The organism is Pseudomonas sp. ASL4 (assembly GCF_056680395.1).
Genome location: NZ_CM155280.1, coordinates 7174265 through 7189304 on the forward strand (window position 1 = coordinate 7174265; position 15040 = coordinate 7189304).

Here is a 15040-nt window from a genome sequence, read left to right on the forward strand (position 1 = left end):
TACAGCAAACGTTTGCGAAGCGCTGAATGAGTTCTAAACCAATAGCCGGGCCACAAAAAAACCGGCACTAAAAAAAGAAAGTAAAGGAGCTTCACCCATGAAACTGAGCAGCACCGCGATCCTGGCCTTGGCCATCAGCAGCATCACCGCCACGGCGTATGCGGAAACCCAGAGCCAGGATTTCACCCCGGTGACCGTCAACACCGCCAGCGCCCAAGCCGAAGCACCTGGCTTTGTCGAAGGTACAACGATCAAAGGCACCACCCGTAACTGGTACGCCAACGAGCAACTGAAACGTGGCGGCAAGTTCACCTACCGTAAAGACGGTGTAGCAACCCCGACCGATCGCCGGATCAACTGGGTTCAGGGCACCATCGTCAATTTCACTTCCGGCTTCACTCAGGGCACCGTCGGTGTCAGCACTGAAGTGGCCGCGTACAACGCCGTTGCACTGGAACGTGATCGCAAGAGCCTGGCCTCCAACAACGGTGGCGCACCTGGTTCCCGTCCAGGCGCCGGTAACAACCGTACCCTGACCACCGAAGGCGGCGACGCTGAAGGTCAGTGGAGCAAACTGGGCCTGGCCAACGTCAAGTTCCGCGTGTCGAACACCACCCTGACCGCCGGTCGCCAGAACTTCAGCACGCCAATCGTCGACACCATCGGCAACCGTCCACTGCCTTCGAGCTTTGAAGGTGTGAGCCTGCACAGCGAAGAGCTGAACAACCTGTCGTTCGACGCTGGCACCTTCGACCGCGTATCGCCGCGTACCGAAGAGAGCCTGTCGAAATTCCGCTCCGAGTACACCAACAACAACGCTGAAACCGATCGCGTTAGCATCGTCGGCCTGAACTACCAGCCGCTGAAAAGCCTGAAGACCAGCCTGTATGCATCCCAGGTTGAAGACTTCTGGAACCAGTACTACTTCGGCGCTACCCATGAACTGGGTGACAGCAATGTCCTGAGCCTGACCACTGGCCTGAACTACTACAAAACCGTCGATACCGGCAAAAAAGAGATGGGTGAAATCGACAACGACGCCTACTCCCTGTCGTTCGGCCTGACTCACCAGGCCCACAGCCTGACCTTCTCGTACCAGGAAATTAACGGCAACGAGTACTTCGACTACCTGCATGAAACCAACGGCATCTACCTGGCCAACTCCCTGCTGTCCGACTTCAACGGTCCGAACGAGAAATCCTTCCAGATCGCCTACGGTCTGAACATGGCCGAATACGGCGTGCCAGGCCTGAAGTTCAACATTTACCAGGCTCGCGGCTGGGGCATCGACGGTACTCACTACACCGGCACTGCGTATGACGTGAAAAACATGGACGGCGAGCATCACTACGAATACGGCATCGGTGCTTCGTACGCAGTGCAGAGCGGCCCACTCAAGGCCTCCACTGTTCGCGCGACCTACACCGCTCACCGTGCCAGCGAAAACCAGGCTGACGGCAGCATCAACGAGTTCCGTCTCGTAACCACCATCCCGTTCAACATTCTGTAAAAACACCGCCCAACGGCTGACTCATGAAGAGTCGGCCGTTCGGTTTTTTCCTGTTCAACTGATTGCAGAGGGCTCTTGATGAAAATGCTTCCCCTACGTGCGGCCATCGCTGCCGCGTTGCTGAGTGTCGCTGTTGGCGTCTCGGCCAAACCCTTGGTGGTCTGCACCGAAGCCAGTCCGGAAGGCTTCGATATGGTCCAGTACACGACTGCAGTCACAGGCGACGCAGTGTCCGAAACCATCTTCAATCGTCTGGTGGCGTTCAAGCCCGGTACCACCGAAGTGGTTCCGGCACTGGCCGACTCCTGGGACATCAGCGAGGACGGTCTGAACTACACGTTCCATCTGCGCAAAGGCGTCAAGTTTCACACCACCGAATACTTCAAGCCGACCCGCGACATGAATGCCGACGACGTGGTCTGGAGCTTCCAGCGTCAACTGGACCCAAACCATCCATGGCACAAACTGTCGAGCGTGGGCTTCCCGTACTTTGAAAGCATGGGCTTCAAGGAACTGCTGAAAAGCGTCGAGAAAGTTGACGACAACACCGTCAAATTCACCCTGACTCGTCGCGAAGCGCCATTCCTGGCTGACATCGCCATGGCCTTCTCCTCGATCTACTCCGCCGAGTACGCTGACCAGTTGCTCAAGGCCGACAAGACCAGCGATCTGAACAGCAAGCCAATCGGCACCGGCCCGTTTATCTTCCAGCGTTACGCCAAGGATGCTCAGGTCCGTTTCAAGGCCAACCCGGAGTATTTCCGTGGCAAGCCTCCGGCTGATGCGCTGATCCTGGCCATCGCCACCGACAACAACGTGCGCCTGCAAAAGCTCAAGGCCAACGAGTGCCAGATCGCGCTGTACCCGAAACCGGATGACATCCCGAGCATCAAGAAAGACTCGAACCTGAAGGTCGATGAACTGAACGCGATGACCGTTTCGTACATCGCCATGAACACCACCCACAAGTACATGAGTGACGTGCGGGTGCGTAAGGCCATCGACATCGCCTTCGACAAAGCGGCTTACGTCAATGCGCTGTTCGGCAAAGGTAACGCCACGGTCGCGGTCAACCCGTACCCGGACACCCTGCTGGGTTACAACCACGACTTGAAGAACTCGCCGCGTGATCTCGACAAGGCTCGCGCCCTGCTCAAGGAAGCCGGCGTACCGGAAGGCACGGTGCTCACCCTGTTCACCCGTAACGGCGGCGGCCCGACCAACCCGAACCCGATGCTCGGCGCGCAGATGATGCAGGCCGACCTGGCCAAGGTCGGAATCAAGATTGATATTCGCGTCATGGAATGGGGCGAAATGCTCAAACGCGCCAAAAACGGCGAGCACGACATGGTTTCCGCCGGATGGGCGGGCGACAACGGCGACCCGGATAATTTTCTGACGCCTATGCTCAGTTGCGAGGCTGCCAAAAACGGCGAAAACTACGCCCGTTGGTGCAACGAGAAATTCCAGACACTGCTGGACGAAGCACGCGCTAAAGTTGACCCGGCCGAACGGGCCAAGCTGTACGAGCAGGCTCAGGTGATCTTTAACCAGGATCAACCGTGGATCAGCATGGCCCACACCCGTATGTTTACCGCAATGCGCAACAACGTAGAGGGCTATCACATTAGCCCCCTCACCACTAATAACTTCGCCACCACCCAGGTGAAGTAGATAAGAAAACTCCCGGCGTCCCTGACCCCAGGGACGCCAGGCACGCCTAACCGGCTGATGAGGTACCACACAAGATGTTTAGTTTTATTGCCCGCCGACTGGGGTTATTGATCCCCACGTTTTTCGGCATCACCCTGCTGACTTTCGCACTGATTCGCATGATTCCGGGCGACCCCGTGGAAGTAATGATGGGCGAACGTCGGGTCGACCCCGAAATGCACGCCCAGGCAATGGAACGCCTAGGTCTGAACAAACCCCTGTATGCCCAATACCTGGATTACATCGGCAAGTTGGCCCACGGCGACCTTGGCGAATCACTGCGCACACGCACCAGTGTCTGGACCGAGTTCAGCTCTCTATTCCCTGCGACCCTGGAACTGTCCATGGCCGCACTGTTGTTCGCTGGCGTCCTGGGCCTTCTGGCCGGGGTGATTGCGGCACTCAAGCGAGGATCCCTGTTCGACCATGGGGTGATGGGCATCTCCCTGGCGGGATATTCGATGCCTATCTTCTGGTGGGGCCTGATCCTGATCATGTTCTTCTCGGTATCCCTGGGCTGGACGCCAGTGTCCGGGCGGATCGACCTGCTCTATGACATCGAGCCGCGCACCGGCTTCATGCTCATCGACACCTTGCTGGCCGATGACGTCGGTGCATTCTTCGATGCCCTGCATCACCTGATCCTGCCAGCCATCGTGCTCGGCACCATCCCGCTGGCCGTTATTGCGCGGATGACCCGTTCGTCGATGCTCGAAGTGCTGCGTGAGGATTACATCCGTACCGCTCGCGCCAAAGGCCTGTCGCCGGCTCGCGTGGTATTCGTCCACGGCCTGCGCAACGCACTGATTCCGGTGCTGACCGTGGTTGGCCTGCAAGTCGGCACGTTGCTGGCCGGTGCGGTCCTGACCGAAACCATCTTCTCCTGGCCCGGCATCGGCAAATGGCTGATCGAAGCCATTGGCGCACGGGACTATCCCGTGGTGCAAAACGGCATCCTGTTAATCGCCTGCCTGGTGATTCTGGTCAACTTCGTAGTGGACATCCTCTACGGCTTTGCCAACCCACGCATTCGTCACCAGCGCTGAGATCATCATGACCATGAGCACTCCAATTCCAGCGGTAGCAGTCGATCAAAGCCTGCTGTACCCGTCTCCGTACAAAGAATTCTGGCAAGCATTCTCCAAGAACAAAGGCGCCGTCGCCGGCCTGATGTTCATGCTGCTGGTGATTTTCTGCGCGATCTTCGCGCCGTGGGTTGCCCCGCACAACCCGAGCGAGCAATACCGTGACTTCCTGCTGACCCCGCCGTCCTGGCTGGAAGGTGGGCACATCCAGTTCCTGCTCGGTACCGATGAACTGGGTCGCGACCTGCTGTCGCGGCTGATCAACGGTTCGCGCCTGTCCCTGCTGATCGGCTTGTCGTCGGTTGTCATGTCGCTGATCCCGGGGATCCTGCTGGGTCTGTTCGCCGGTTTCTTCCCGAAAATGCTCGGCCCGACCATCATGCGTCTGATGGACATCATGCTGGCCCTGCCGTCCCTGCTGCTGGCTGTGGCGATTGTCGCCATCCTCGGCCCTGGCCTGATCAACACCATTATTGCGATCGCCGTGGTTTCGTTGCCGTCCTATGTTCGTCTGACCCGCGCCGCGGTGATGGGCGAACTGAACCGCGACTACGTGACCGCCGCGCGCCTCGCCGGTGCCGGCCTGCCACGCCTGATGTTCGTCACTGTGCTGCCCAACTGCATGGCGCCACTGATCGTTCAAGCGACCTTGAGCTTCTCCTCGGCGATTCTCGATGCCGCCGCCCTGGGCTTCCTGGGTCTTGGCGTCCAACCGCCAACCCCTGAGTGGGGCACCATGCTGGCTTCGGCTCGCGACTACATCGAACGCGCCTGGTGGGTGGTAAGTCTGCCTGGTTTGACCATTTTGCTCAGCGTGCTGGCAATCAACTTGATGGGCGACGGCCTGCGCGATGCGCTGGACCCGAAACTCAAGAACGCCGCCTGAGGAGATTCAAATGTCACTGTTAGAAATCAAGAATCTCAACGTTCGTTTCGGCGACAAGAACGCCGTTCCGGTGGTCGACGGGCTCGACATTACCGTGGACAAGGGCGAAGTTCTGGCCATCGTTGGCGAGTCGGGTTCCGGCAAGTCCGTGACCATGATGGCGCTGATGGGCCTGATCGAACATCCGGGGATCGTCACCGCTGACGCCCTGAATTTCGACGGCAAGGACATGCTCAAGCTCAGCAACCGTCAGCGTCGGCAAATCGTCGGCAAAGACCTGGCCATGGTCTTCCAGGACCCAATGACCGCGCTGAACCCGAGCTACACCGTCGGTTTCCAGATCGAAGAAGTGCTGCGCCTGCACCTGAAAATGTCCAGCAAGCAAGCGCGCAAGCGTGCCATCGAGCTCCTGGAAAAAGTTGAAATCCCGGGGGCCGCCAGCCGTATGGAGGCCTACCCGCATCAATTGTCGGGCGGTATGAGCCAGCGTGTTGCAATCGCCATGGCGATTGCCGGCGAACCGAAACTGTTGATCGCCGACGAACCGACCACTGCACTCGACGTGACCATTCAGGCCCAGATCATGGACCTGCTGTTGGCCCTGCAAAAAGAGCAGAACATGGGCCTGGTGCTGATCACTCACGACCTCGCGGTCGTGGCCGAAACCGCCCAGCGTGTGTGCGTGATGTACGCCGGCCAAGCGGTCGAAGTCGGTCAAGTGCCACAACTGTTCGACATTCCGGCGCACCCGTACAGCGAAGCGCTGCTCAAGGCGATTCCGGAACACAGCCTCGGCGCCACGCGTCTGGCCACGCTGCCGGGCATCGTTCCCGGTCGCTACGACCGCCCGCAGGGTTGCCTGCTATCGCCGCGTTGCCCGTACGTGCAGGATTCCTGCCGCGCACAGCGTCCTGGCCTTGACCCGAAAAGCAACAGCCTCGCCCGCTGCTTCTACCCGCTGAATCAGGAGGTGGCGTAATGGCCGTCGTACTTACCGCCCGCGACCTGACCCGTCATTACGAAGTGTCCCGCGGCCTGTTCAAGGGCCATGCGCTGGTTCGCGCGCTTAACGGTGTGTCGTTCGAACTGGAAGCCGGCAAGACCCTCGCCGTTGTAGGCGAATCGGGTTGCGGCAAATCCACTCTGGCCCGTGCCCTGACACTGATCGAAGAGCCGTCCTCCGGTTCCTTGAAAATCGCCGGGCAAGAAGTGACCGGCGCTGACAAGGCTCAGCGCAAGCAATTGCGCAAAGACGTGCAGATGGTGTTCCAGAGCCCGTACGCCTCGTTGAACCCACGGCAGAAAGTCGGTGACCAGCTCGGCGAGCCGCTGCTGATCAACACCAACCTGTCGGCCGCCGAACGTCGCGAGAAAGTCCAGGCGATGATGAAGCAGGTGGGCTTGCGTCCTGAGCACTACCAGCGTTATCCGCACATGTTCTCCGGCGGTCAGCGCCAGCGGATCGCCCTGGCGCGCGCCATGATGCTGCAACCGAAAGTGCTGGTGGCGGACGAACCGACCTCCGCGCTGGACGTGTCGATCCAGGCGCAGGTGCTGAACCTGTTCATGGATTTGCAGCAAGAGTTCAACACCGCCTACGTGTTCATCTCCCACAACCTGGCGGTCGTCCAGCACGTGGCCGATGACGTGATGGTGATGTACCTCGGTCGCCCGGTGGAAATGGGCCCGAAGAACGACATCTATCAGCGTCCGCTGCACCCGTACACCCAGGCGTTGCTGTCGGCCACCCCGACCATTCACCCGGACCCGAACAAGCCGAAAATCAAGATCGTCGGCGAATTGCCCAACCCGCTGAACCCACCGTCCGGCTGCGCTTTCCACAAGCGCTGCCCGTACGCCACCGAGCGCTGCAGCACCGAAGAGCCGGCCCTGCGCCTGCTCGACAGCCGCCAGGTGGCTTGCCATTACGCCGAGCAGTTCCTCGACGGCGCGGCATAAAAATGTGGGAGCGAGCCTGCTCGCGAAAGCGGTTTGTCAGACACGTTAATGTTGGCTGACACACCCTCTTCGCGAGCAGGCTCACTCCCACAGGGATTGCGGTCTTCCTGACCAGTTGTCCAAACCCCTTTTCCTGGATTGCGCATCAGTCCGGTAGAAGGGGTTTTCTTTTGTCCGGGGTTTACGATTGGCTATCGCCTTCCTCGTCATCACTTGAATCAGGATCAGGCTCGTCAGTCGTGGAGTCGTCGTCGCCCTTGCTCCCCTCGGGCTCCGACGCGGCGATCATCAGGCCGCTGCTGTCATGCCCTGGTACGCCGTTAAATCCCTGTGGATGACTGGGGCTGGACGCCCACGCCGAGGACGTTCCGAGAGACAGCATCACCAAAACCTTAAGCAACAGCACAACGCGTTGAAAAATGCTCATAGCCGATTCCATCCTTTCTGAGATGCAGCATGGGTGCCTGCCGGCGCGTAACCCGGTTGCCGTGGCGCTGAATGAAATCTAGTTCCTATCGGCCGGGTTCTCCAGATAGGACGCTAACGAAGGAGGGTAATTGCCGCCAATGGACAGATTGGTTTGGAATAAAGGTTATGCCAAACAGCAATTTCAAAAATCAATGATGACCTGTGGCGAGGGAGCTTGCTCCCGTTCGGCTGCGAAGCAGTCGTAAACCCGGTTCGCGCGATGTGCCAGGAGAAATGGGTCGCCGGTTATAGGGCCGCTTCGCGACCCAACGGGGGCAAGCCCCCTCACCACAGGGCCGCGTCTATTTTTGCGGGTCGAGGTTATCGAGGGCCCGACTCACGGCCAGTTCACCCAGCATGATGACTTGCGCAATTCCCAACAGGGTATTGCGATGGGTGCCTTCCACTAGCCCGGCGAGGTTACTGGTCATGACATTCGCGGAGGCCAACGACTCGCAGGCGTGGGCCAGCAGGGTTTCGTTATCGGCGTCGGGGTCGATGTGAAAAAGGGGGCTGGGTTTGCGTGGGGTGTCGGTGAGCGACGAGGGATTGAGGTAATGCCTGAGGACGCGGTCGGCGATGTCTGCGTATTTTTTGGAGTCGATGGACTCGGGGGAATCTTCGTCGGTTTCTGGGGGATTCGGCGAATCTTTGATCATGATGAACCTCATTAAGAATGTTGAGATCACCACCGCCTGCCGCCAAGCAGATTGGGTGGCGGATTGCACAAGATTGGCGGACCGGTCAACACTCCAAACCCGGCATCCCCGAGGGGATCCTTGAGCAACCCGCCATAACATTGAGGTCTGACACTTAAGTGCCCGAAACCATTTTTGGACGAGATGCCTGGAGTATAAAACCGCGGACCGCCAAGCCCGTTCCGCTGTGTTTTTCAGCGACAGGGAAACGATAGAGGCAGCCCGCAATACCCACAAGCCGGCCGATTCTGGCGGACTTGTAGGCAAAGACGCAAGGTGACGTAGCCCAAACATGTAACCATCGGAAACCGCTGTAGGACCTGCAGAAAAACAGCCATCCATTCACTAGTCACATGGCAATTGAACAGCCCCACCGCCGCTCGGCTCAGACCACAAAACCTGTGGGAGCGGGCTTGCTCGCGAAGAGGCCGTATCAGTCGACATCACTGTTGAATGACATACCGCTTTCGCGAGCAAGCCCGCTCCCACAGGGTTTTTGCGTTAACGGGCCGAAATCGGGGCATTAAAAAACCCCGCAGCTTTCGCAACGGGGTTTTGGGTGTCGCCAATCAGCGCTTAATGATGCTCACGCGTCGCACGGAATTTCACGTCCGGCCAGCGCTCTTCCATCAGTGCCAGGTTGACCCGGGTCGGGGCCAGGTAGGTCAGGTGACCGCCGCCATCGATAGCCAGGTTTTCCACAGCCTTGACGCTGAACTCTTCAAGCTTCTTCTTATCGCTGCAATCGATCCAGCGGGCGGAGTACACCGTGATCGGCTCGTATGAGCATTCGACCTTGTATTCCTCTTTCAAGCGGCTGGCGACCACATCGAACTGCAGCACACCGACGGCGCCGAGGATGATGTCGTTGCTGCGCGTCGGGAAGAACACCTGGGTCGCGCCTTCTTCGGCCAATTGCTGCAGGCCCTGGCGTAGTTGCTTGGATTTCAGCGGATCGCGCAGGCGTACGCGACGGAACAGTTCCGGGGCGAAGTGCGGGATGCCGGTAAAACCCAGGACTTCGCCTTCGGTGAAGGTGTCGCCGATCTGGATGGTGCCGTGGTTGTGCAGGCCGATGATGTCGCCGGCAAACGCCTCTTCCAGTTGCTCGCGCTCGGAGGAGAAGAACGTCAGCGCGTCGCCGATCCGTACATCCTTGCCGGTACGCACGTGGCGCATCTTCATGCCTTTTTCGTATTTGCCGGAGCAGATACGCATGAAGGCAATACGGTCGCGGTGTTTCGGGTCCATGTTCGCCTGGATCTTGAACACGAAACCGGCGAACTTCTCTTCAACCGGTTCCACGGTGCGCTCATTGGCAACACGGGCCAGGGGTTTCGGCGCCCAGTTGACCACGGCGTCGAGCACGTGATCGACACCGAAGTTGCCCAGAGCAGTACCGAAGAACACCGGGGTCAGTTGGCCGTCGAGGAATTCCTGTTGATTGAATTCGTGGCAGGCGCCCTGCACCAGTTCCAGCTGATCGACGAAGCGATCGTATTCGTCACCCAAGTGCGCGCGGGCTTCATCGGAGTCGAGCTTCTCGATGATTTTCACATCGGTGCGCTCGTGGCCGTGACCGGCGGTGTAGACAATGATGTAGTCGTCGGCGAGGTGATAAACGCCCTTGAAGTCGCGGTAGCAACCGATCGGCCAGGTGATCGGCGCGGCCTTGATCTTCAGGACGGCTTCGATTTCGTCGAGCAGTTCGATCGGGTCGCGGATGTCACGGTCGAGTTTGTTGATGAAGCTGACAATCGGCGTATCCCGCAGACGGCAGACGTCCATCAGCGCAATAGTGCGTGGCTCTACACCCTTACCGCCGTCGAGGACCATCAATGCCGAGTCCACTGCCGTCAAGGTGCGGTAGGTATCTTCAGAGAAGTCTTCGTGGCCCGGGGTGTCGAGCAGGTTGATCATGTGGTCGCGATACGGGAACTGCATGACCGACGTGGTAATCGAGATACCACGCTGCTTTTCCATTTCCATCCAGTCGGAGGTGGCATGGCGGTCGGATTTACGGGATTTCACCGTGCCAGCAATCGCAATCGCCTTCCCCATCAGCAAGAGCTTCTCGGTGATGGTGGTTTTACCGGCATCGGGGTGGGAAATGATGGCAAACGTTCGTCTGGCGTTGACTTCATTGACAATTTTACTATCGGACATCGCTTCAAATCTCGATTGTGTACGCAGGTATGTACACAGTTAAAAAAGTACCTTTGGCCGATTGCAAAGGCCAACACAGATAACCGGGCATTGTAACAAACAGCCGCCGGGAATGCCCGATGCAATGCCTCCTCCCGCTGAAGGTCACAGCGCCCGCATCTCGTCTTGGAAAAATGCTCGGCGGGTGCTCTCCCCTATAAACGCTACAAGCATGGCGGCGTGGTGTAGACCCGCAACTTCAATCACTGCGGGGGGGTGAGCTTTCGAACGGTGTTGAAATCAATCGATCAGAGGCGCGCTCTGCACCGTCCCCAACAGCCCGAATTTCCCCTGTAAATATCCGAATATGAATATTTTCGGATGCTCTCTAAAAGGTATTGACGGCTCAAAATTCGTGCTCCAATATTGGATCCAATGATACGGAAATCATATCCGACCGAACAACACAAGGAGGAGTGTATTTCAAATGATTTCATGCCTCGAAATAACTGCGATTCTCTTCACGAGACGCGAGACCGGTATTGCGCGAGGCAAATTGCATCGTCATCTGACAATTCAATTGGGATCATATCGACGGTTTTCGGGACTCTCCGAACAAGTCCCCAGAGGTGCTGAAATGCACCGTCACCACCTGGTCCAAGCCCCCCACGAGTCGGATGAAAGACAGGGCACCACCATTGCCGACGTCACACAGGTCACCGATTTGCTGCCAGGTGAAGAATTCGCCGTGTACAAAGACCTCGGACACACCGGTGTCGAAGAGCACGAAATTCATAAAGCAATTTGGCAGATCGCCGCTCGTAACAGTACCTATCCAAGTTGTAATAACGCGGGCTGTACTACAGGGCCGAGCGCAAGATCGATATTGCAAAGCACCGAAGCAAGTCAAGGTTGAGCATCCGTTCCGGGGGATCAAGCGGCAGTTTGCTAATTTGAAAGTGAAGTTACGAGGGTTGATGAAGGCCACTCCTCAGTTGACCACGCTGTTCGCTCTACCAAACCTGCGAATGATTATAAAACGGTTTGCTGGCAAGTGATGTTCGGAACGGTTTTTTGCTTTAGACCGTTTAAGCGCTTGAAACAATACAACTTTCTGCTGCACTAAAACAGTTGATCTTCTAAATCATACGCCAGGCACTCTGGGCGACGCCGAAGTGCCTGGTAATTTCAACAGCCGTCACACATGACTTATTAGCTATTTTAGAGCCGTGACTGCAAGCACATCGGCTGATGATTTAAATCAAATCGGCCCCAAGCATTAACTTAGTGCCAGGCAAGACGATGACGCTCACTGTAACGGAGCTCTTTCTATGTTGAGATGGGGCTGGCGATCGATGCCTTGATGTGGTGATCCATGTTGTGCAGTATCAGTCTTCGAATCTTTTTCGAAGAACCTCATGCGTTTCGTTTTTTCTTAAAGTCACTCGCCAGGCTCAGAGTAACGGCTTTGGCGACTGCCCCTGAAAAACATTAAGATGGGAGGGTGTTATGTGCATTCAAGATGAGTTCTCGGTATCCGTAATAGACGAAGCGCAAGCCAACGTTCGCTATCTGCTTGACGATCATCCGTTTCGAAGTGTTCATACCGAGAGACAGGTCAATGAGATCCTTCCTCATTATCTGGCCATGTCTCAGGCCTTTCCGTACCTCCAGGCAGGCTCGCAGGCAAACTCAATACTCACGGCGATAAAGAGCAATTATGAGGTGCCTCGAAGTCTCGAGATCACCAGCGTGGTTGGTAACTTTCTAAGTTGGGACGAGACAGGCGGAGCCTATGTTATGGATCGCTACGGCAAGCCTGGTTTAAGCAAAATTCTCGATACTGAAAAATGGTTTCACGCCAATCTATTAAAGACCGATATTGAGAAGCTAACGGGTAAGCCTGTATCACCGGAATTTGGCGACCCTACCGGCTCCTACCTGACTAATCTGTTTGAGGGGCTTGCGTCCTTATCGGCGGTGACACGCTGTGCCTACATGGTTTCGTTCGAAATGCATGCCAATACGATGATCTCCGCGCTTTGGGATGCGGTCAGTTCCAGCTATGGCGTTGATCGTAATCAGCTCAAGTATTTCGAGTGCCATGTAGGTGGTGACGACCCTGCCGAGGCATATCACGTTGCCATGACACGACAAATGGTGGACCTTCTGGTGAGCCCTGAAGACGAGGCCCAGTTCGTTAGCGATTCGCTAAAGGCAATGCAGGAAAACATCAACTGGTGTGCGGCGCTGACGGAACTTTCTCAATGACTAGCCGACTCGGCGGCATGCATTCAGATCTCGTTACTGATGCAATAAAAAAATACCGTTCGGGCCGGTCTCATGCGAGCAACATCAAGTTTCCGCTAAAAATACTCATCATCCTATCGATCTATTGCGCCCTTGGCGCTTTAATGCTTCAAGACTTATCGCTCCTTGAAAAACTATGCATAGTTATGGCAATGGGTTTCATATTGGCTGGCTTTCTAAATCTGGCCCATGAATGCCTGCATCAGAATATTTTTAAAAGCAAGCATACTAATTATCTTATCGGCTCGATCGCTGCTGGTATATTACTTATAAATTACACAGCCTATACCGACAAGCACCTTAAGCACCATCAGCACCTGGGCACAAGTAATGATACTGAGTCGAGCGGGGAGTTTAATTCAGTATCCAGTTACTTTTTTACGCTCTCAGGATGTTCTTTTTTAATCTCCCAGATACGCCTGGGTGTAGAGATTATTTTCTTCAAATTCCCGGCATATATGAGGGGACGAAAGAGAATGTCTTTGGCACGTCGAGAGGCATGGGGCATTACGCTATGGATTGTTGTTGTTTTAGTGCTTCTGACCCTATTTCCGAAAAACACGCTTTCTTTGTATCTGGCACCTCTTGCCGTCGCTTATTTCTGGATTATATTTATTGGGTTACCTGAGCACTATGGTTGCAGCGCCACCGTTCCGCGCTATCTCTGCGCAAGAACAATAACGAGCAATTGGGTTGTGCGTTACTTTATGTGGAACGCCAACTTTCATGCGGAACATCATCGATACCCTGCCGCGCCTTCATCACTGCTTGAAACAATCGCATTAGAAGAGATGGGGCAAGCCGTATACCGAGAGCGCTCTTATGCAAGATGGCACCTGAATCTGATCCGTTCTCTCATGCGTCACAAATGATCACTCACTAGAGAAACCTATGCGCAAACTTATCGTTGGAAACGTCGATAACGAAGCAATGATCGGAGACACGAATCGGGCAACACTGCCGCTGAGGCAAGTTTCTGCGATCGCAGCAAGACGACTCGTATGGCAACTCGGCGAACAGGACATTGCGGTCCTGCCCTCCTTGGTTTCGGAGCCAATGATGGCGTATGTAGCTGAGACGATTGGCCGAAAACTGTTGTCTTCGCAGGTTATTTCTCCGGCGATGGATTTGGTGACACCCGTGGTGCTTACCTCTGACGTGCTATTAAGCGAAGTCATGTTGTCTACGCTAAAAGCCGCCGGTGTCGGCGCTGGCGATTGGGAGGTTCTCCCGTACTTTTACACGTCATCGATTGGGATATTGTGCGAAGAGTTACGCATCGGCCAATCGACTGGAACGCCGAACTTCATGGCGCAGGCCGGGGCCGAACTTCTAAATCGCAAAGCCGTGTTTCGCGCGCTGTGCGCTGGCCGAGTCAACTGCGCCGAAGGCTTTGTGTGTCGCACTGCGCGTGAGTTGCACCTTGTACTGCGCGAGATGCTTTCAAGACATGCGAGCGTCATAGTCAAACAGGACGTCAATGCCGGTGGCGATGGCAATATTGCGGTGACGCTCGAGAAAAGAGATGTCTATCCGGGCGTCCATCAAGTCTACGCGCTTGCAGGGATCGCCGACCTGACGGACGCGTTCTCCCAGGCGATGTGGGAACGGCAGACGGATACGGCCGGCAACTGTCAGGTGGTCGTCGAGCAGTTTTATCGGAGCTCGACGGTTCTCTATTCCGAGTACGACATCATGGCCGCGGGTTCCAGGCGCATTAGCTTCGGGGACCTTCGCATGGACGCATCTGGAGACAAACGCGGCAACGGCATGGTGATGTGGACTGGATTTCAGATCCCATGCCAGCCGCACGGTTACGCGCTGAATGAGTTTCACCGCCAGTGTGATGTGTTGGCAGAGATAACAAGAAGCCTCGGCTATATCGGGCGCGTTAACTTCGACGCCATCGTGACCGACGAGGGAGCGCTAGTGTTCACCGAAATAAACGGTCGTCTCGGGGGCTGCAGTCATCTTGATGGTGTGCTGCGAAAGCTTGCGGGCGAGGATTACCTGCGCACTCATACGGTGTTAACCCGCAATCGCGTACCTGTGAATGACCTTGACGCAGCGCTTGCTGCTGCCAACGCCATGACACACCGGCGGGAACGGGCTGGCGTGGTTGTCCTTACCGAAGACCTCGGCGGCACTGGCACCATCGAGTACATGACTTATGCTCGAGACGAAAACGAGGCGTTTTCCATGGAGCGGGGATTCCTTGATGCGCTCGCACCCAGCCCAATCGAAGAGTCGGTCTGCGAGTGACTCT

General features: G+C 56.4%; 13 protein-coding genes and 1 pseudogene. 11 read left to right on the forward strand and 3 right to left on the reverse strand.

What is annotated here, in order from left to right:
* The first annotated feature begins 97 nt into the window (after nt 1-97).
* From AC1MEW_RS32880 to AC1MEW_RS32905, 6 genes are all read left to right on the forward strand, one after another.
* Nucleotides 98-1510, forward strand: a complete 1413-nt coding sequence (locus AC1MEW_RS32880; protein ID WP_201200523.1) for an OprD family porin — start codon at nt 98-100, stop codon at nt 1508-1510.
* A gap of 78 nt (nt 1511-1588) precedes the next feature.
* Nucleotides 1589-3184: an ABC transporter substrate-binding protein gene (locus AC1MEW_RS32885; RefSeq protein WP_480424943.1), complete on the forward strand. Its 1596-nt coding sequence runs from the start codon at nt 1589-1591 to the stop codon at nt 3182-3184.
* Nucleotides 3185-3258: 74 nt separating this feature from the next.
* Nucleotides 3259-4269 (forward strand): ABC transporter permease subunit, encoded by a 1011-nt coding sequence (locus AC1MEW_RS32890; RefSeq protein ID WP_201200520.1) that lies wholly within the window; start codon nt 3259-3261, stop codon nt 4267-4269.
* 13 nt (nt 4270-4282) lie between these two features.
* A complete protein-coding gene (locus AC1MEW_RS32895; protein ID WP_201205126.1) occupies nt 4283-5194 on the forward strand; it encodes an ABC transporter permease subunit in 912 nt (303 codons plus the stop codon).
* Nucleotides 5195-5204: 10 nt separating this feature from the next.
* A complete protein-coding gene (locus tag AC1MEW_RS32900; RefSeq protein WP_201194391.1) occupies nt 5205-6173 on the forward strand; it encodes an ABC transporter ATP-binding protein in 969 nt (322 codons plus the stop codon).
* Nucleotides 6173-7153, forward strand: a complete 981-nt coding sequence (locus AC1MEW_RS32905) for a peptide ABC transporter ATP-binding protein (RefSeq protein WP_201200519.1) — start codon at nt 6173-6175, stop codon at nt 7151-7153. Before AC1MEW_RS32900 ends, AC1MEW_RS32905 begins: the two co-directional genes overlap by 1 nt.
* 181 nt (nt 7154-7334) lie before the next feature.
* On the opposite strand, the gene AC1MEW_RS32910 is transcribed toward AC1MEW_RS32905, so the two are convergent.
* From AC1MEW_RS32910 to AC1MEW_RS32920, 3 genes are all read right to left on the reverse strand, one after another.
* A complete protein-coding gene (locus AC1MEW_RS32910) occupies nt 7335-7580 on the reverse strand; it encodes a hypothetical protein (protein WP_201256156.1) in 246 nt (81 codons plus the stop codon).
* Nucleotides 7581-7923: 343 nt separating this feature from the next.
* Nucleotides 7924-8280 (reverse strand): DUF6124 family protein, encoded by a 357-nt coding sequence (locus tag AC1MEW_RS32915; protein WP_322270542.1) that lies wholly within the window; start codon nt 8278-8280, stop codon nt 7924-7926.
* Nucleotides 8281-8895: 615 nt separating this feature from the next.
* Nucleotides 8896-10485 (reverse strand): peptide chain release factor 3, encoded by a 1590-nt coding sequence (locus tag AC1MEW_RS32920; RefSeq protein WP_201256158.1) that lies wholly within the window; start codon nt 10483-10485, stop codon nt 8896-8898.
* 616 nt (nt 10486-11101) lie between these two features.
* Between AC1MEW_RS32920 and AC1MEW_RS32925 the strand changes: the two genes are divergently transcribed.
* The 5 genes and pseudogenes from AC1MEW_RS32925 (at nt 11102) to AC1MEW_RS32945 (ending at nt 15036) form a co-directional block, all read left to right on the forward strand.
* A complete protein-coding gene (locus AC1MEW_RS32925) occupies nt 11102-11380 on the forward strand; it encodes a hypothetical protein (protein ID WP_480427401.1) in 279 nt (92 codons plus the stop codon).
* Nucleotides 11373-11522 (forward strand): annotated as a pseudogene (locus tag AC1MEW_RS32930) (IS5/IS1182 family transposase); the annotation flags it as partial. The gene AC1MEW_RS32925 and the pseudogene AC1MEW_RS32930, both read left to right, overlap by 8 nt.
* Nucleotides 11523-11973: 451 nt before the next feature.
* On the forward strand, nt 11974-12735 hold the full coding sequence (locus AC1MEW_RS32935; protein WP_201256160.1) for a hypothetical protein: 762 nt from the start codon (nt 11974-11976) through the stop codon (nt 12733-12735).
* Nucleotides 12732-13646: a fatty acid desaturase family protein gene (locus AC1MEW_RS32940; protein ID WP_480424945.1), complete on the forward strand. Its 915-nt coding sequence runs from the start codon at nt 12732-12734 to the stop codon at nt 13644-13646. Before AC1MEW_RS32935 ends, AC1MEW_RS32940 begins: the two co-directional genes overlap by 4 nt.
* Before the next feature lie 19 nt (nt 13647-13665).
* Nucleotides 13666-15036 carry a preATP grasp domain-containing protein gene (locus AC1MEW_RS32945; protein WP_480424946.1) on the forward strand — a complete coding sequence of 457 codons (1371 nt, stop codon included), beginning with the start codon at nt 13666-13668 and terminating at the stop codon, nt 15034-15036.
* Nucleotides 15037-15040: the final 4 nt, after the last annotated feature.

Coding starts and splice junctions, on each gene's coding strand:
- AC1MEW_RS32880 (WP_201200523.1), top strand. CDS start 98: ATGAAACTGAGCAGCACCGCGATCCTGGCCTTGGCCATCAGCAGCATC.
- AC1MEW_RS32885 (WP_480424943.1), top strand. CDS start 1,589: ATGAAAATGCTTCCCCTACGTGCGGCCATCGCTGCCGCGTTGCTGAGT.
- AC1MEW_RS32890 (WP_201200520.1), top strand. CDS start 3,259: ATGTTTAGTTTTATTGCCCGCCGACTGGGGTTATTGATCCCCACGTTT.
- AC1MEW_RS32895 (WP_201205126.1), top strand. CDS start 4,283: ATGAGCACTCCAATTCCAGCGGTAGCAGTCGATCAAAGCCTGCTGTAC.
- AC1MEW_RS32900 (WP_201194391.1), top strand. CDS start 5,205: ATGTCACTGTTAGAAATCAAGAATCTCAACGTTCGTTTCGGCGACAAG.
- AC1MEW_RS32905 (WP_201200519.1), top strand. CDS start 6,173: ATGGCCGTCGTACTTACCGCCCGCGACCTGACCCGTCATTACGAAGTG.
- AC1MEW_RS32910 (WP_201256156.1), bottom strand. CDS start 7,580: ATGAGCATTTTTCAACGCGTTGTGCTGTTGCTTAAGGTTTTGGTGATG.
- AC1MEW_RS32915 (WP_322270542.1), bottom strand. CDS start 8,280: ATGATCAAAGATTCGCCGAATCCCCCAGAAACCGACGAAGATTCCCCC.
- AC1MEW_RS32920 (WP_201256158.1), bottom strand. CDS start 10,485: ATGTCCGATAGTAAAATTGTCAATGAAGTCAACGCCAGACGAACGTTT.
- AC1MEW_RS32925 (WP_480427401.1), top strand. CDS start 11,102: ATGCACCGTCACCACCTGGTCCAAGCCCCCCACGAGTCGGATGAAAGA.
- AC1MEW_RS32935 (WP_201256160.1), top strand. CDS start 11,974: ATGTGCATTCAAGATGAGTTCTCGGTATCCGTAATAGACGAAGCGCAA.
- AC1MEW_RS32940 (WP_480424945.1), top strand. CDS start 12,732: ATGACTAGCCGACTCGGCGGCATGCATTCAGATCTCGTTACTGATGCA.
- AC1MEW_RS32945 (WP_480424946.1), top strand. CDS start 13,666: ATGCGCAAACTTATCGTTGGAAACGTCGATAACGAAGCAATGATCGGA.